At 61.9% G+C, this 17,611-nt stretch carries 13 protein-coding genes and 1 tRNA gene; 3 read left to right on the forward strand and 11 right to left on the reverse strand.

What is annotated here, in order from left to right:
* Positions 1–11: 11 nt before the first annotated feature.
* From F6X59_RS21270 to rpsU, 7 genes are all read right to left on the reverse strand, one after another.
* Positions 12–1,694 carry an NAD(P)/FAD-dependent oxidoreductase gene (locus tag F6X59_RS21270; RefSeq protein WP_152957981.1) on the reverse strand — a complete coding sequence of 561 codons (1,683 nt, stop codon included), beginning with the start codon at positions 1,692–1,694 and terminating at the stop codon, positions 12–14.
* Positions 1,695–1,888: 194 nt separating this feature from the next.
* A complete protein-coding gene (locus F6X59_RS21275; protein WP_152957982.1) occupies positions 1,889–2,350 on the reverse strand; it encodes an Lrp/AsnC family transcriptional regulator in 462 nt (153 codons plus the stop codon).
* Positions 2,351–2,468: 118 nt separating this feature from the next.
* Positions 2,469–2,545, reverse strand: a tRNA-Ile gene (locus tag F6X59_RS21280).
* 16 nt (positions 2,546–2,561) lie between these two features.
* Positions 2,562–6,305, reverse strand: coding sequence for a bifunctional diguanylate cyclase/phosphodiesterase (locus F6X59_RS21285; protein WP_152957983.1), 3,744 nt, complete (start codon positions 6,303–6,305; stop codon positions 2,562–2,564).
* 118 nt (positions 6,306–6,423) lie between these two features.
* On the reverse strand, positions 6,424–8,274 hold the full coding sequence (gene rpoD, locus F6X59_RS21290) for an RNA polymerase sigma factor RpoD (protein ID WP_152957984.1): 1,851 nt from the start codon (positions 8,272–8,274) through the stop codon (positions 6,424–6,426).
* Positions 8,275–8,341: 67 nt separating this feature from the next.
* Positions 8,342–10,324, reverse strand: a complete 1,983-nt coding sequence (dnaG, locus tag F6X59_RS21295) for a DNA primase (protein WP_152957985.1) — start codon at positions 10,322–10,324, stop codon at positions 8,342–8,344.
* Between the two features lie 286 nt (positions 10,325–10,610).
* Positions 10,611–10,826 (reverse strand): 30S ribosomal protein S21, encoded by a 216-nt coding sequence (gene rpsU / locus F6X59_RS21300; protein ID WP_003255575.1) that lies wholly within the window; start codon positions 10,824–10,826, stop codon positions 10,611–10,613.
* Positions 10,827–11,030: 204 nt separating this feature from the next.
* On the opposite strand from rpsU, the gene tsaD reads away from it, so the two are divergent.
* Positions 11,031–12,056 carry a tRNA (adenosine(37)-N6)-threonylcarbamoyltransferase complex transferase subunit TsaD gene (tsaD, locus tag F6X59_RS21305; RefSeq protein ID WP_152957986.1) on the forward strand — a complete coding sequence of 342 codons (1,026 nt, stop codon included), beginning with the start codon at positions 11,031–11,033 and terminating at the stop codon, positions 12,054–12,056.
* Between the two features lie 15 nt (positions 12,057–12,071).
* Here the strand turns inward: tsaD and plsY are convergent, their stop codons facing one another.
* Positions 12,072–12,641, reverse strand: coding sequence for a glycerol-3-phosphate 1-O-acyltransferase PlsY (gene plsY, locus F6X59_RS21310; protein WP_152957987.1), 570 nt, complete (start codon positions 12,639–12,641; stop codon positions 12,072–12,074).
* Positions 12,642–12,715: 74 nt separating this feature from the next.
* Here plsY and folB point away from each other — a divergent pair, with 74 nt between their 5' ends.
* Entirely contained in the window at positions 12,716–13,072 is a 357-nt protein-coding gene (folB, locus tag F6X59_RS21315; protein ID WP_027917471.1) for a dihydroneopterin aldolase, read from the forward strand.
* Positions 13,063–13,572, forward strand: a complete 510-nt coding sequence (gene folK / locus F6X59_RS21320; RefSeq protein ID WP_152957988.1) for a 2-amino-4-hydroxy-6-hydroxymethyldihydropteridine diphosphokinase — start codon at positions 13,063–13,065, stop codon at positions 13,570–13,572. Before folB ends, folK begins: the two co-directional genes overlap by 10 nt.
* Positions 13,573–13,620: 48 nt before the next feature.
* On the opposite strand, the gene F6X59_RS21325 is transcribed toward folK, so the two are convergent.
* Genes F6X59_RS21325 through F6X59_RS21335 form a run of 3 tightly spaced genes read right to left on the reverse strand, consistent with a single transcriptional unit; the run spans position 13,621 to position 17,606 of the window.
* Positions 13,621–14,715, reverse strand: coding sequence for a multifunctional CCA addition/repair protein (locus F6X59_RS21325; protein ID WP_152957989.1), 1,095 nt, complete (start codon positions 14,713–14,715; stop codon positions 13,621–13,623).
* Between the two features lie 54 nt (positions 14,716–14,769).
* Positions 14,770–16,338, reverse strand: a complete 1,569-nt coding sequence (locus F6X59_RS21330; protein ID WP_152957990.1) for a SpoVR family protein — start codon at positions 16,336–16,338, stop codon at positions 14,770–14,772.
* Positions 16,335–17,606: a YeaH/YhbH family protein gene (locus F6X59_RS21335; RefSeq protein WP_152957991.1), complete on the reverse strand. Its 1,272-nt coding sequence runs from the start codon at positions 17,604–17,606 to the stop codon at positions 16,335–16,337. Before F6X59_RS21335 ends, F6X59_RS21330 begins: the two co-directional genes overlap by 4 nt.
* Positions 17,607–17,611 lie beyond the last annotated feature (5 nt).

Raw genomic sequence — 17,611 nt, forward strand, 5'->3', positions numbered from 1 at the left:
CCTCCTTGGTTTCAGTCAGCCAGGGCGATGGGCCCGATTTCGTCGAATACATCGCCCGGGCCTGGGTTGTCCGGGTGGGTGTGGCCACCGAAGTGGTTCATGATACCCCACACCGCATTCAGCGACGTCTGCACCGCACCTTCGACCCAGGCCGGGGTCCACGACACGTCGTCACCGGCGATGAACATGCCACGTTGCTCGGCAGGCATGTCCTGCTGCATGAAGTGCGCGTACATGCGCTGGTTGTAGCGGTAGTGGCCGGGCAGCGCGCCCTTGAACGCACCGAGGAAGTGCGGGTCGGCTTCCCAGGAAATGGTGATCGGGTCGCCGATGATGTGCCCGGCAATGTCGGTCTTGGGGTAGATCTTCTTCAGCGCATCCAAAGCCAGTTGCACGCGCTTTTCCACCGGATGCGGCAGCATCTTCAAGGCGTCGCTCATCCAGGCGTAGGACAGGCAGATGACGCCCGGCTTGTCGTCACCGTTGTCGAACAGGTAGGTACCGCGGGTGAGGCGATCGGTGAGGGTCATGCTCATCAGGTCGCGGCCGGTTTGCGGGTCCTTGTCCTTCCAGAACGGTCGGTCGACCATGACGAAGGTCTTCGACGACTGCATGTAGCGGGTGCGGTCCAGGGCCATCCACATCTTCTGCGAGAACAGCGACTCTTCGCAGTCGATCTGGGTGGTCAGCAGCCAGCTTTGGCAGGTGGCGAGCACCGCGCCATAGTGGCGGGTGTCACCCCAGTTGTCGGTGACCGCCAGGCGCCCATCGGCAGCGCGGGCGATGCGCTTGACCCCAGTGCGCGGTGCGCCGCCATGCAGCGAACTGAGGCTGGTGCCTTCTGGCCAATGGGCGCAGCGTTCCGGCACATGGCGCCAGATGCCCTGTGGTACCTGTTCCACCCCGCCGACGATCAGGTGCTGATGGTCGTCGCAGTTGGTCATCACCACGCGGAAGATTTCCAGCATCGAGTTGGGGAAGTCCGAGTCCCAACCGCCGGTGCCGAAACCGACCTGGCCGAATACTTCGCGGTGCTGGAAGCTCAGTTGGGCGAACGAGCGCGAGGTGGCGACGAAGTCGTAGAAGGTGCGGTCGTCCCACAGCGGCACCAGCTTGTTCCAAAGCGCTTTCAACCGGGGTACATCACGGTCACGGATCGCTTGCTGGATATCGGCAAACTGCGCGCCGCTTTCCAGCGCATCTGCCCAGGCGTCGGCCACTTCGTGGAACAGTTTCGGCAGGTCACTGGCCTTTTCGGCGTAGTAGGTCTGGCCTTCGAGGTCGATCACTGTGCTGCCCGAGGCAGCAGTCAGCGGGTTGGGGAAGGGCTTGGTTTCCAGGCCCAGCTTGTCGACGTAGTGGTAAAAGGCGGTGGAGGACACCGGGAATCGCATGCCGCCGAGCTCGGCGATGATGCCGTCGGTGCCGTTGAAGGCCTGCGAACGCAGCCGCCCACCCAGTTTCGACGCCTCGTACACCACAGGCTTGAGGCCCAGCTTCATCAATTCGTAGGCTGCGACCAGGCCGGCGATGCCTGCGCCAACGATGGCGACTTCTTCACCATGACGTTCGGCCGGGATGCTGCCCAGGCCTGCCGGGTGTTCCAGCCAGTCGTCGAAGGCGAAGGGGAAATCCGGGCCGAAGATGGTGATGGGCTGCTTGCCGTCGGCGGGGTGGCGGTTTTTCTTGTTCATGAAGTGACCTTGCCAGAGCGGCTGCGCGGGGGCGGAGCCTGAGTATAGGAGATGGCTGGCGGTCATTTTATGAAGCGGGGTGTTCGTAATTAAGATGCAAAGTAGTGTCGTAATGAGCCTTGGTTCGTCATTTTGACTAACAATGTTTAGATTTTGACGATCACTGGGTGGCGCCTCTCGTCATGGGGGCGGATTCAGGCCGGCTGTCCGCGATCGACCTTGCTGCTGAGGATGATTGAAGTAGTGGTCTTCTCCACCCCCTCGACACTGCCAATCTGATCCAGCAATTGGTCCAGTTGTTCTGGCGAATCGCTGCGCAGCCAGGCCACATAGTCAAACTCGCCACTCACCGCACACAATTGCTGCACCTGCCCCATGGCACTGAGGCGCCTTACCACTTCTTTGCCGGAGCGTGGCTGCACCTTTATCCCGACATAAGCCTGCAGCCCACCGCCGATCAGGCGCTGGCCCAGGCGCACACCGTAGCCGGTGATGACCTTGTTCTTTTCCAGCCGCTCCAGTCGCGAGTTGACCGTGGTGCGGGCGATGCCAAGCTGGCGGGCGAGGGTGGCGACGCTTTCGCGGGCGTTGATCTGCAGCAGGGCGATCAGCTGGCGGTCGATTTCGTCGAGGGTGATGGGGCGGGAGTCCGACATGGTGAGTCTCTACGGAGGGTCCGCTAGCCTAGCCAGCCGCAGGTGAGCAGGGCAAGCCCCTGAATGGTCACCAATCGGGCACAAAAAAGCCGCGCATCAGCGCGGCTTTCGTTGTATCTGGTGGGCCCACACGGACTCGAACCGTGGACCAAAGGATTATGAGTCCTCTGCTCTAACCAACTGAGCTATAGGCCCTCAGTAAGTGCCCGGATTATAACGAGGGTTTTGAAAGCGTGCCATCCGAAAGATCAGACAGTGCTATACGAAGAAACGTCGCTGCGAACTCATCGGGTGGCAGGGGCAAGCTGACGATGTAGCCCTGGATCTGCTCGCAGCCCTCGGCGGCGAGGAAGCGTTGCTGCGCCTGGTTCTCCACACCTTCGGCAATGATCGTCAACTGCATGCTGCGCCCCAGCGCGATGATGGCGCGGGCGATGGCGGCGTCGTGAGGATCATCCGGCAAGCCACGGATGAATGACTTGTCGATCTTGAGGATATCCAGCGGCAGGCGCTTGAGGTAGCTCAGTGATGAGTATCCGGTGCCGAAATCGTCGATCGCCAGCTGCACGCCCAGTTGCTTGAGCTGGTGCAACACGGCCAGGGCTTCTTCGGCCTGGCTCATGATGAAGTTCTCGGTGATTTCCAGCTGCAGGTCGCCCGCTTTCAGCTGGTAGACCTTCAACAGGTGCTCGATGCGCTTGGCGAGGTTGGGGTGGCGCAGCTGTGCGCCAGCCAGGTTGATCGACAGCGGCCCAAAGGGCTCGAAATTCTTTTTCCAACGGTGCATCTGCTGGCAAGCCTGCTCCAGCACCCAATCGCCGAGCTGGAGAATGCTGCCGTTCTCTTCGGCCAGGTGAATGAAATGCTCGGGCGGTACTTCGCCGAACGTCGGGTGACTCCAGCGAATCAGCGCTTCTGCCCCGACCAGGGTCTGGGTCTTGATGCTCAGCTTCGGCTGGAAGCTCAGGCTCATCTCGTTGCGCTCGATCGCGCGGCGCAGTTCGTGCTCCATGGCGATGCGTTCGCTGGCCTGCACGGTCAGGTCTCGGGTGTAGGCTTCGACGCGGTTGCGGCCTTTGGCCTTGGAGCGGTACATGGCGGCGTCGGCGTTGCGGATCAGCGTGGCAACGTCGGTGCCATCCTGCGGGTAGAGGCTGATGCCGATGCTGGCGCTGGTGAAGAACTCGTGCTCGCCGGCCTGGAACGGGGCGACAAAGCAGGCCAGCAATTTGTTGGCGATGGCATGGGCATCGCTGGGCTTGTGCAGGCCGGGCAGCAGGATGATGAATTCGTCGCCACCCAGGCGGGCCACGGTATCGACGTCGCGCACCTGCTCCTTGAGGCGCTGGGCGATGCCTTTGAGCAACAGGTCGCCGACCGGGTGGCCGAGGCTGTCGTTGATGTGTTTGAAGCGGTCCAGGTCGAGGAACAGCACGGCGCCTTGGCGGTTGTACACCTGCGCACTGGTCAGCACAGCCTGCAGCCGGTTTTCGAAAAGGGCGCGGTTGGGCAAGCCGGTCAGCGGGTCGTGGTGGGCCTGGTAGTCGAGTTTGGCCTGGGCATGCTTGAGGCTGGAAATGTCGGCGAACACGGCGACGAAGTGGGTGATGTTGCGTTCGTTGTTGCGTACGGCGCTGATGGTCAGCCAACCGGGGTACAGCTCGCCATTCTTGCGCTTGTTGTAGATCTCTCCCTGCCAGTGCCCTTCAGCGGTGAGCTGGTGCCACATGGCGGCGTAGAAGGCGCTGTCATGCTGACCGGAGGCAAGCAGGCGCGGAGTCTGGCCGAGTGCTTCGATCTCGCTGTAGCCGGTAATCTCGCTGAAGGCACGGTTGACTGCACTGATGCGCTGGTCGGTGTCGGTGATCAGTACGCCTTCAGCGGTATTTTCGAACACGGTGGCAGCCAGTTGCAGTTTTTCCTGCATCAGGTGGCGTTCGGTGATGTCGCGGGCGATGGTCAGCATGCAGTCGACACCACCGATCGGCAGTGGCCGAGCCGCCAGCTCGCAGAGGCGAATCTGCCCGTCGCTGCGGCGCAGGTGGCAGCTGAAGTCCCGCACGAAGCCATCGCGGCCAAGCTGGTCGATCAGGCGCTTGCGTTCGTTCAGGTCGACCCAGATCCCCAGGTCGAACGAGGTCTGATCGATAGGCTGGTTGAATTCGTAACCGGTCAGGCGGCAGAAGCCCTCGTTGACCTCCAATAGCAGGCCATCGCTCTGGCGTGACAGCAACAGGCCGTCAGGTGAGGCGTGGAAGGCCTTGGCGAACTTTTCCTCGGAGGTCTGCAGCTGTTGCTGGGTTTCCTTGAGCTGGCTGATGTCGCGAACAGCCACGACCAGCGCCAGGGTACCGTCGAGTTCGAAAGTTTCGGCCGAGGTCAGGCCGGTGAACAACTGGCCGTTGCTGCGGCGGAAGGTCATTTCGAGGTTGCGCAGGCCGCCTTGCTGCAGGCGTTCGAGAAGCCTCGGGCCCATGCCTTCGACGCCCCACAGATTGAGCTCGGTGGCGGTGCGGCCGATGACTTCGCCCGGTGTCAGGCCAATCTGTTCTTCGAAGGCGTCATTGACCTCGAGCAGCACGCCATCGCTGTGCCGTGCGATCAGCAGAATGTCCGGGCACTGCTCGAACACCGAGGCGAACTTCTGCTCCGACAGCCGCAGGGCGTCTTCGGTGCGCTTGGTCTCGCTGATGTCGATCATCAGGCCGCGCATTACCGGCCGGTGGCCGTGTTCGATCATGCTGACGATATTGCGTATCCAAAGCGGCTGGCCGTCGGCACGCACCAGGCGGTAATCGAGGCTGTGATCACGACCTGCGGCGGTTTCACTTTCGCAGAAGGCCTGGGCCCAGAGCGCATCGTCGGGGTGCAGGATGCTGCGCCAGAAACCAGGTTTGAGCCAGTCGTGCAGGGGGTAGCCCAGCAGGTCTTCGGCATGCGGCGAGACATAGCTATAGGTGAAGTCGTTGGCGTCGGCCTCCCAGGCGATTGCCGAGAGGCTCTCGATCAGGCCGCGGTAATGGTATTCGCTGCTACGCAGTTCCTGCTCCAGGGCGATGCGTCGGGAGATTTCCGAACTGAGCCGGCGATTGATGCGGATGACCACGGCGAGAATGGCGATCAGCAGCAGGACGGCAGGCAGGCCATAGAACAGCGTGTCACGCCAGAAGCTGCGCTGGTCGACCACGTTGCCGACCCAGCGCTGCTGGATATGGCTGAGCTCATCGCTGGACATGTCGGCCATCACCTTGTCGAGGATGCCGACCAGTACCTGCTGGTCACGGGGCGCGGCCATTGCCAACTGATAGCGATAGGGCGTTTCGCCGCTCACATACAGCCCTTCGAGCTTGAGCTGGCGCAGGCTCCAGATGCTCGAGGCGAGGTCGCCGACCACGGCGTCCACCGCGTCGGTGGCGAGTGCCTGCAGGGTCGAGCTGACATTCGGCATCGCCACCAGGTTTAGGTCCGGGTGGTGGGTACGCAGCAGTTCATGGGGCGCGTAGTTTTCCACTACGGCGATTTTCAGCCCGTACAAGTCCTTGAGCGTACGCGGTTGTGGGCCGCCTTCATGGGCCAGGATGACGATAGGGAAATCGAGGTAGGGGCGGGTGAACGCCAGGTAGCCCTGGCGTTCCGGCGTTGACATGATGCCAGGCAGCAGGTCGATACGGCCTTCGCGCGCCTGCTGCAACACTTCGGTCCAGCTGCTGGGCTCGACCGGTTTCAGGGTTACTCCCAGGCGATCCTGGAGTAAGGCGATGTAATCGGCGGCCAATCCCTGGTACCGGCCCTCCTGGTCACGAAACTCGAACGGTGGCCAGGAAGCGTCGACGCCCAGTCTCAACTGCGGATGGGCAGCGAGCCAGGTTTTTTCCTCGTCTGTCAGGGTCAGGGCGCCGGCCGTTGTGTTCCACAGCATCAGGAGCAGCAACAGAATGGCCGGCATCGGCGGCATAGCAGCCTCGCATTCAGTTGGTCTGAAGTCGAGTGTAGACTGGCATTGAGCCAGCCGAGTAGCCGATCACAACTATTTGTCGGATAAGAAAAACCCCGGCCTGGGCCGGGGTTTGTAATCACTCGTCGAGGAAGGAGCGCAGATGCTCGCTGCGAGTCGGGTGGCGCAATTTGCGCAACGCCTTCGCTTCGATCTGACGGATCCGCTCACGGGTCACGTCGAACTGCTTGCCCACCTCTTCGAGGGTGTGGTCGGTGTTCATGTCGATACCGAAGCGCATGCGCAGCACCTTGGCTTCGCGTGCGGTCAGGCCCGAGAGCACGTCACGGGTCGCTTCCTTGAGGCTTTCGACCGTGGCCACGTCGATCGGGGACTGCATGGTCGAGTCCTCGATGAAGTCGCCCAGGTGCGAATCTTCGTCGTCACCGATCGGGGTTTCCATGGAGATCGGTTCTTTGGCGATCTTCAATACCTTGCGGATCTTGTCCTCTGGCATTTCCATGCGCTCACCGAGCTCTTCCGGGGTCGGTTCACGGCCCATTTCCTGCAGCATCTGGCGGGAAATACGGTTGAGCTTGTTGATCGTCTCGATCATGTGCACCGGAATACGGATGGTGCGCGCCTGGTCGGCGATCGAGCGGGTGATCGCCTGGCGAATCCACCAGGTGGCGTAGGTCGAGAACTTGTAGCCGCGACGGTATTCGAACTTGTCCACCGCCTTCATCAGGCCGATGTTGCCTTCCTGGATCAGGTCGAGGAACTGCAGGCCACGGTTGGTGTACTTTTTGGCGATGGAGATCACCAGACGCAGGTTCGCCTCGACCATTTCTTTCTTGGCGCGGCGGGCTTTCGCCTCACCGATGGACATGCGACGGTTGATTTCCTTGATCTCGGCGACGGTCAGGCCAGTCTCGTTCTCAAGGTCGATCAGCTTCTGCTGGCAGGCGACGATGGCGGCGTCCTTTTCACCCAGGGCGGCTGCCCACTTGGTGTTGCGCTTGGCCAGGTCACCGGACCAGGTCTGGTCGGTTTCGTTGCTCGGGAACAGGCGCAGGAAGTCGGCACGCGGCATGCGGGCGTCACGCACACACAGCTGCATGATCGCACGCTCTTGCTGACGCAGGCGGTTCAAGGCATCGCGCACGCGCTCGACGAGCACGTCGAACTGCTTTGGCACCAGCTTGATCGGCATGAACAGGTCAGCCAGGGCCTGCAGGGCCTCGATGCTTTCCTTGACGTCACGGCCGTGCTTCTTCAGGACCTTGGCGGTGACCTGAAGCTGATCGGCAACGGCGCCGAAGCGCTGGGCTGCAACGACCGGATCAGGACCGCTTTCGGTCTCTTCCTCGTCGTCACCGCTTTCACTTTCTTCGTCTTCGTCTTCCGACTCTTCCTTGGCCGCAGGTGCCTTGGCACCAGGTACTGGTACTTCTTCGGTCGGTGCGGCGATGTTGTCGTCAGGGTCGATGTAACCGCTGAGGACGTCGGACAGGCGGCCGCCTTCGGCGGTGACGCGGTCGTATTCGCCGAGAATGTAGTCGACGGTGCCCGGGAAGTGAGCGATGGCGCCCATGACTTCACGGATGCCTTCCTCGATCCGCTTGGCGATTTCGATCTCGCCTTCACGGGTCAGCAGCTCGACGGTACCCATTTCGCGCATATACATGCGCACCGGGTCGGTCGTGCGGCCGATATCGGTTTCAACTGCCGCCAACGCAGCAGCGGCTTCTTCGGCCGCGGCTTCGTCGGTGTCGGCTTCCGCCAACAGAAGGGCATCCGCATCCGGAGCACTCTCGAATACGTTGATCCCCATGTCGTTGATCATGCGGATGATGTCTTCCACCTGTTCCGGATCTGAAATATCCTCAGGCAGGTGGTCGTTGACCTCCGCGTAAGTCAGGTAGCCCTGCTCACGACCGCGGGTGATCAACTCTTTGATACGAGACTGCTGTTGCGCTTTTCCGGACATAACACCCTATCCACTGAAGGTCTTGGCGGGCAAAAAACAAGCCGAGGATTATACCCGAGCATGGGCCTCACGCGCCAGATGAGGTCGGCGTTTGTGCGGGAACATTCCGGCTCAGCAGGGCGAGGAGCTGTGATTTTTCCTCGCTGGTCAATTCGCTTTGACGTGATTTCCTGAGCAGTTGTTCCAGACTGCGCTCGCGTTGGCGGGCGGACAAGCTAGTTATAGTGTCGAAAAACTGTTGTTCAAGGTTGTCGGCAACGATCAACCATTCCTTTTCGGCCAAGGCCCGCAGCAGGCGGCCTTGTTCCGTGCCGTGCCAACGTGCGATCAACTGCATTGAGCTTAGCCCAGGATTCTTCTGCGCAGCTTCGATCAGGGCCACCAGCAGCTGGCTATACAGGTGCTCTTCGTCGGCGAAGTGGCTGGCATCCTCGACCTTGCCGGCCAGCAGCGGGTGGTGCAGCAAGGTGCGCAGGGCAGCCAGGGTCGGTGGTTCGACCGGTGCCGGCACCCGCGGCGGTGCTTCGTCGCGCTGCTGCCATGGCTTGCCGCCCTTGCGGTTCTTGTCCCAGGGCTTGTCACTCCACTGCTTTTTGCCCCCGCCTTTGTTCGGCTTCCACTCCTGCTCCTGATGAGCGGGAGCGTAGTCGTGCTGTGGCATATCGCCGTAGTCGGGGGTGTAGCTGGCCATGGCATCGTAGTCATAGCCAGGGTCGTAGTCTGGCACGCTGCTGGTCGCCGGGGCCTGTTGTGCCAGTTGCTCGACCTGCTGTGGGTCCAGGCCGGTGATTTCCTTCAGGCGGTTGCGCATCAGCTGACGCAGGTTGGCGCCGGGGATCTTTTCGATCAACGGTGCAGCCAGGGTGGCCATGTGTGCCTTGCCTTCCAGCGAGCGCGGGTCGGCCTCGTTGCTCAGTTGCTCGAAGAAATAGTCGGCCAGTGGCTGTGCGTGCTGGTTGATCCGGGCCATGAAGGCATCGGTGCCTTCGGCGCGTACCAGGCTGTCCGGGTCTTCGCCTTCGGGCAGGAACAGAAAGCGCGCACGGCGGCCGTCCTGCAGTGCCGAGAGGGTCGACTCCAGTGCGCGCCAGGCGGCCTTGCGCCCGGCCTGGTCGCCGTCGAAGCAGAACAGCACGCTGGGCACCACGCGGAACAGGCGCTTGAGGTGCTCTTCGCTGGTCGCGGTGCCGAGGGTGGCCACGGCATTGCGCAGGCCCTGCTGGGCCAAGGCAATCACGTCCATGTAGCCCTCGACGACGATGATCTCGTCGAGGTTGCGGTTGTGCTTGCGTGCCTCGTACAGCCCGTAGAGTTCCTGGCCCTTGTGGAACACCGGGGTTTCCGGGGAGTTGAGGTACTTGGGCTTGTCGTCGCCCAGTACCCGGCCGCCAAAGGCGATGATGCGCCCGCGGCTGTCGCGGATCGGGAACATCACCCGGTCGCGGAAGCGGTCATAGCGCTTGCCACTTTCGGCGTTCTCGATCAGCAGGCCAGCGTCGATCATCACCTTCTGCTGCAGGGTGTCGGCGCCAAGGTGCTTGAGCAGGTTGTCCCAGCCCGGCGGCGCGAAGCCCAGGCCGAAGTCGCGGGCGATTTCGCCCGACAAACCGCGGCCCTTGAGGTAGTCAACCGCCGCCTTGCGGGTCGGATGGCTGCGCAGGGCCTGGCGGTAGAACTCCGAGGCGGCATCCAGCAATGGGTACAGCGGTGAGTCGGTCGGCTGGCGCGGCTTGTTGTCGCGCCGGCCTTGTTCCCTGGGTACTTCCATGCCGGCCGCGCGGGCCAACTCCTCGACAGCCTGCGGGAAGTCCAGATTGTCGTGGTCCATGACGAAGCCAAGGGCGTTGCCGCCGGCGCCGCAGCCGAAGCAGTAGTAGAACTGCTTGTCGGGGCTGACCGTGAAGGAAGGGGTCTTTTCCTTGTGGAACGGGCAGCAGGCGGAGTAGTTCTTGCCGGTTTTTTTCAGCTGAACGCGCGAACTCACCACATCGACAATGTCGAGGCGGTTGATCAGGTCGTCGATGAAGCTTTGGGGAATCAGCCCGGCCATGGCAGTCTCGTCATCTGGCAACTGGCAAGTCTAAACGCTAACGGGGCGAGTGATGCTAGGGGAAGTGCGAGAGGGTGTGTGCTCGTCGCCAGCCTCCAGCTTCGCCGGGGGCTCGTCAGTCAGGACGTGCACGACTGGCCGAAACCAGATCTGACGCTTTGAAACCATTTGCCCGCTGCAAGTTGCGACAGGCACCTTGGGCTAGCTGCTCAAGGTCAAGCAAACCGCTGCCATCGGCCCGGCGGTGAGCCGGGCAGGGCAGAAGCTCTAGCGTAGAACGTCTGTATTAGTACAGACGAACGGCGCGGCGCTGTTCGCGCTGAACTTTCTTGGCGTGACGCTTAACAGCAGCAGCTGCTTTGCGCTTGCGCTCGGCGGTCGGCTTCTCGTAAAACTCGCGGCTACGAACTTCAGCCAGTACACCGGCTTTTTCGCAGGAGCGCTTGAAACGACGCAGAGCTACGTCGAAGGGTTCGTTCTCTTTAACTTTGACGGCTGGCATCCAGGGCTACCTTAATTCATTACCGGGGTAGACGTGCTCCTGGCAAAACAAAGGTGTGCTGGAGAACGTCGGTTTTCAAGGGTTGCGGATGTTAACCCTTAGTACGCCGGAATGCAAAGCCTCTGATCGAAAACCGCTGGTCGGCACCCGGCACGGGGACTATCATGCGCGGCTTCGAATTCAGCCCCCACAAGGGACGAGCCCATGCTAGTACTGGGATTGGAAACATCCTGCGACGAAACCGGCGTCGCATTATACGACAGTGAGCGCGGTTTGTTAGCCGACGCGCTGTTCAGTCAAATCGACCTGCACCGCGTGTTCGGTGGTGTGGTGCCCGAGCTTGCCTCGCGTGACCACGTCAAGCGCATGCTGCCACTGATCCGCCAGGTGCTGGAGGAGGCCGGCTGCGTCGCCAGCGAGATCGACGCCATCGCCTACACCGCGGGTCCTGGCCTGGTTGGTGCGCTGCTGGTTGGCGCCTCGTGTGCGCAGGCCCTGGCCTTCGCCTGGGATATCCCGGCGATCGGCGTGCACCATATGGAAGGCCACCTGCTGGCGCCGATGCTGGAGGAAAACCCGCCGGAGTTTCCGTTCGTCGCTTTGTTGGTTTCCGGCGGCCATACCCAGTTGGTGCGGGTGGATGGCATCGGCCGATACGAACTGCTTGGCGAGAGCCTCGACGATGCTGCAGGCGAAGCGTTCGACAAGACCGCCAAGCTGATCGGCCTCAACTACCCAGGCGGCCCGGAAATCGCGCGCCTGGCCGAACAGGGTGTGCCTGGGCGCTTCGTCTTCCCGCGGCCGATGACCGATCGGCCGGGCCTGGAGTTCAGCTTCAGCGGCCTCAAGACCTTCGCCCTGAACACCTGGCAGCAATGCAAGCATGCTGGCGACGACAACCAGCAAACCTGTTGCGACGTGTCCCTGGCATTCCAGCAGGCGGTGGTGGAGACTCTGACCATCAAGTGCAAGCGCGCCCTCAAGCAGACCGGCCTCAAGCGCCTGGTCATCGCCGGTGGCGTGAGCGCCAACAAGGCATTGCGCGCCTCGCTGGAAGACATGCTGGCTGGTCTGAAGGGCAACGTGTACTACGCGCGTCCGCAGTTCTGCACCGACAACGGCGCAATGATCGCCTATGCAGGTTGTCAGCGCCTGTTGGCCGGGCAGCAGCAGGACCTGGCGATCAGCGTGCAGGCACGCTGGCCGATGGAGCAGCTGCCGCCCGTGTGAAGGCTTGCGGGTGCGTCAGAAATGCCTTTCGCGCCCGGCAAACAAATCGCGCAGATTGTTGCGGTGGCGCCAGACGATCATCACCGTCAGCACAGCGATCGGCAGCAGCGCCTCCGGCTCGCGCCAGGCCAGCAATGGCAAGGTCAGTGGGGTCGCGACAAGCGCCGCCAGCGAGCTGGTGCGGGTGAGGTAGAAGGTCAGCAGCCAGGCGCCGATGGCCAGCAGTGCGGCCGGGAAATACAGGCCCATGAGCATGCCGGCGGCGGTGGCCACACCTTTGCCGCCGCGAAAGCGGAAGTACAGCGGGAACAGGTGGCCGAGCACGGCGCACACGCCGACCCAGGCCTGCTCTTGCAGGCCAAGGCCGGCAGCGCGGGCGAGCAAAACTGGCAACAGGCCCTTGCACAGGTCGCCGAGCAGGGTCAGGATCGCCAGTTTACGGCCCGCCAGGCGTAGCATGTTGGTGGCGCCGGCATTGCCCGAACCGCTGGAACGCGGGTCCGGGCTGCCCGTAAGGCGGCTGAGGACGATGGCGAAGGACAGCGAGCCGAGCAGGTAGGCGAGCAGCGCCAATAACCAAAACATGCTAACTATTCCGGGCGAGGACGCCCTGATTCTAACGGCGCCAGTCGCCCTTGTCGTGCTGTGGAGAGAAGTGCTTGGACAGAGTGTTCATCGAAGGCCTGGAAGTCGATACCGTCATTGGTGCCTATGACTGGGAACGGGATATTCGCCAGTGCCTGCGCCTGGACCTGAGTTTTGCCTGGGACAACCGCCCGGCAGCGGCGGGTGATGACCTGAACCTGGCGCTCGACTACGCCAGTGTTTCGGCACGGGTCCAGGCATTTGCCGAGCAAGCGCGCTTCGAACTGGTGGAAACCTTCGCCGAGCGCCTGGTGGCGACGCTGATGGAAGAATTCCACATTCCGTGGGTGCGGCTGAAGCTGACCAAGCCCGGCGCCGTTCCCGCGGCCCGTGGCGGTGTTGGCGTGGAGATCGAGCGCGGATGTCTCTAAGCACGGTTTACCTGGGCCTTGGCAGCAATATCGACCGCCACCAGCACTTGTGTGCGGGGCTTGACGCGTTGGCGGCGATCCTCAGCGACATGCAATGCTCCCCGGCGTTCGAGAGCCAGGCGGTGGGGATCAAGAGCGGGCCGTTCATCAACTTCGTGGTCACCGGCAAGACTGATCTGCCGCTGATGGAACTGGATCGCCGGCTCAAGTTCATCGAGGCAGACAATGGTCGCTATGCGCCGGACCGCAAGGGTTTGCCGCTGGATATCGATGTGCTGATGTACAACGATTTGCACGGCACCTTCGATGGGTTGGTACTGCCCAGGGCAGAGATCCTGAAGAATGCCTTCGTACTGTGGCCGTTGTCGCTACTGGCGCCGGAGCTTGTGCATCCCGGGGCAGGGAAGAGCATGGCGCAGTTGTGGCAGGAGGCGCGGATCGACCAGGTGTTGGCGCCGGTTGCTTTCGAGTGGCGGGGGTTGCAGCTGACTCAGGCGTGAGCCTGTACCGGCCCTTTCGCGGCTTCAGCCGCGAAAGGGCCGGTAGGCTCAGCCCAGCGTGTAAGCCTCGAGCGCTTTGAGCCGCTCACCTTTGAGGGCCTCGCCCAGGCCTTGCCCGGTCAACCCGGCTTCCACCAGCGGTTTCACATCCACCGCCCGGGCTGCGGCGGCGGCTCCACGCAGATAATCGCCCTGTGGATAACCTTCACAGGTGGCCATTTCACACGCGGCAATGAAGTCCTCGAAACGCTGCGGGCGCCGATAAACGTCGAACTTCTGCAGCAGCTCCAGCAAGTTTGCAGGCGTTAGCTGTAAAGCGTCGTCGGCGTGCCCGGCAAATTCACCCACCAGCACGGCCAGTTCCTGGCATTCACGTGGCGCCTTGAAACGCTGATTGAGCGCCTTGATCGCCGCTGGCTCCAGCCCGCGCAGCAAGCACGCCCAGCGCACAACCAGCGGCTGTTGATGCTCTGCCGCCCGGCGTAGTGCTGGCAGCGTATCAGCGCTGTGTTCCAGTTCAGGCATCAATTCTTTCAAAGCACCACATGCGCGCAGCACCTGAATGAACACGTGCGGCTGGCTTTCCATCAGCGCCCGCTCGATCTCCTTCCAGCTACGTTCGGCTGTCAGTGCCTGCAGCTCGCCCGATTGGGCGATCTGGCGCATCAATGCCAGGGTTTCCTCGGCGACCTGAAAGCCCAAGGGGGCGTAGCGCGCGGCAAAGCGGGCAACGCGCAGTACACGCAAGGGATCTTCGGCAAACGCGGGGGAAACATGGCGCAGGATGCGTTGTTCAAGGTCTGCCTGGCCGTGGTAGGGGTCGTAGACCACACCCTGTTCATCCTCGGCCATCGCATTGATGGTCAGGTCACGGCGGATCAGGTCTTCTTCCAGCGTAACGTCCGGGCTGGCGTGAAAAGTGAACCCGCCATAACCGCGTCCGCTCTTGCGCTCGGTGCGTGCGAGGGCATATTCCTCGCCGGTCTTCGGATGCAGGAAAACCGGGAAATCGGCGCCGACCGGGCGATAGCCCTTGGCGTGCATTTCCTCGACCGTGGCGCCAACCACCAGCCAGTCGATATCGCTGATCGGGCGCCCGAGCAGGCGGTCGCGTACTGCGCCGCCGACTTTGTAGATGTGCATGTGCAGCCTCCATTACTGCCCACAGGATACCCTGTCGGCAGTAATGGCGGTGCATCAGAGGTGGTGGATGACGGCGAGGTCCATGCGCCCGTAGTCGCCGCTCTCGGCATGCTCGCCACGCGGTGGCATGTGATGGGTCTTGACCACCTGATCGCCCTGTACGGTCTCCAGGTGGATATCGAAGCCCCACAGGCGGTGCAGATGCTTGAGCACTTCCTCGGTCGAGTCGCCCAGCGGTTTGCGGTTGTGCTGCTGGTGGCGCAAGGTCAGCGAGCGATCGCCACGGCGGTCGATGCTCCAGATTTGCACGTTGGGCTCGCGGTTACCGAGGTTGTACTGGGCGGCCAGTTGTTCGCGAATGATCCGGTAGCCAGCCTCGTCATGGATGGCCGGGACCAGCAGGTCGTCGCGTTGGTCGTCATCGAGGATGCTGAACAGCTTCAGGTCACGCATCACCTTGGGTGACAGGTACTGCAGGATGAAGCTCTCGTCCTTGAAACTGCTCATGGCGAACTTGATGGTAGAAAGCCAGTCGCTGCCGGCAATGTCGGGGAACCAGTGGCGATCCTCCTCGGTAGGGTTTTCGCACATGCGGCGGATGTCGGTGTACATGGCAAAGCCCAGTGCATACGGGTTGATGCCGCTGTAATACGGGCTGTCGAAGCCGGGCTGGAACACCACGCTGGTATGCGACTGCAGGAACTCCATCATGAAGCCTTCGGTGATCAGGCCTTCGTCGTACAGGTCGTTCATCAGGGTGTAGTGCCAGAAGGTGGCCCAACCTTCGTTCATCACCTGAGTCTGGCGCTGCGGGTAGAAGTATTGGGCGATCTTGCGCACGATACGCACCACTTCACGCTGCCAAGGCTCCAGCAGCGGGGCGTTCTTCTCGATGAAGTAGAGGATGTTCTCCTGTGGTTCGGAGGGGAAGCGCGCATCGTCACGCTCACCGCCTTTTTCGGCATTCTTTGGAATCGTGCGCCACAGGTCGTTGATCTGCCGCTGCAGGTGCTCTTCACGGTCTTTCTGGCGCCGGCGTTCTTCTTCGGCGGAGATCGGATAAGGGCGCTTGTAGCGATCTACGCCATAGTTCATCAGTGCGTGGCAGGAGTCGATGAGGTCTTCCACGGCATCGATGCCGTGGCGTTCCTCGCACTGGGCGATGTACTGCTTGGCGAACACCAGGTAGTCGATGATCGACGTGGCGTCGGTCCAGGTGCGGAACAGGTAGTTGCCCTTGAAGAAACTGTTGTGGCCATAGCAGGCGTGGGCGATCACCAGTGCCTGCATGCACATGGTGTTTTCTTCCATCAGGTAGGCGATGCACGGATCGGAGTTGATCACGATCTCGTAGGCCAGGCCCATCTGGCCGCGGCTGTAGGACTTCTCGGTACTGAGGAACTGCTTGCCGTAGGACCAATGGTGATAACCCAGCGGCATGCCGACGGAAGCGTAGGCATCCATCATCTGCTCGGCGGTGATCACCTCGATCTGGTTGGGGTAGGTATCCAGGGCGTAACGCTCGGCCAGTCGGCTGATTTCCCGATCGTAGGTCTGGATCAGCTCGAACGTCCACTCGGACCCGGTGGAAATGGGTTGGCGTCTCTGTGCTCTGGCGGTCATGTGGCTAACCTGCGCTGGAAGAGTTCACGGAAGACCGGGTAGATATCGCCGGCCGATACCAACTGCTGCTGGGCGAATGTGTCGGGGAAGGCCTCGCCGATTCGCTCGTACTCGTACCACAACGCCTGGTGCTCACGCGGGGTGATCTCAACGTAAGTGTAGTACTGCACATGGGGCATGATCTGTTTGGACAGGATCTCGCGGCAGATCGGCGAGTCGTCGTTCCAGTTGTCGCCGTCGGAGGCCTGGGCGGCGTAGATATTCCAGTCGGCGGCCGGGTAACGTTCGGCCATGATCTCCTGCATCATCTTCAGCGCACTGGAAACGATGGTGCCGCCAGTTTCCCGGGAGTAGAAGAACTCTTCCTCGTCAACTTCGCGGGCGCTGGTGTGGTGGCGGATGAACACCACCTCGATGCGGTCGTAGTTCCGCTTGAGGAACAGGTACAGCAGGATGAAGAAGCGTTTGGCGATGTCCTTGGTCGCCTGGGTCATCGAGCCGGAAACGTCCATCAGGCAGAACATCACTGCCTTGGAGCTGGGGTTGGGCTGCTTGACCAGCAGGTTGTACTTGAGGTCGAACGTGTCGAGGAAGGGCAGGCGGTTGATGCGTGCCTTGAGCCGTTCGATCTCCTGTTCGACTTCCTGGATGTCGGTGAAATTGTCGGGTTCCTCGACCCTCAGTCGGTCCAGTTCCTTCTGTGCCTCGCGCAGCAGCGCACGGCTGCTGCCGGTCAGGGCTATACGCCGGGCGTGGGCCGAACGCAGGGTGCGGACAATGTTGATGCGTGACGGGTTGCCCTCGTTGGCGATGCCGGCGCGCACGGTCTTGAAGGTGTCGGCGCCGGTCAGGTGGCGTTTGACCAGGTTGGGCAGTTCGAGGTCTTCGAACATGAATTCGAGGAACTCTTCCTGGGTGATCTGGAAGACGAAGTCGTCCATGCCCTCGCCAGAGTTGCCGGCCTTGCCGCGGCCGCTGCCACCCCCGCCGCCCTGGGGCCGGGGGATGTGCTCGCCGGCGGTGAATTCCTTGTTGCCTGGGTGCACGATAGTCTGCTTGCCGCCACGACCATGGTGCAGCACCGGTTCATCGATGTCCCGTCCCGGAATGCTGATCTGCTCGCCGTGTTCCATGTCCATGATGGAACGGCGGCTCACGGCCTCTTCGACGGCCTTCTTGATGTGTTCACGGTAACGCCGCAGGAAGCGCTGGCGGTTGACCGTGCTCTTGTTCTTGCCGTTCAGGCGTCGGTCGATAACGTAGCTCATGGTCC

Source organism: Pseudomonas sp. MN1F, from assembly GCF_009391885.1.
Classification (GTDB): Bacteria; Pseudomonadota; Gammaproteobacteria; order Pseudomonadales; family Pseudomonadaceae; genus Aquipseudomonas.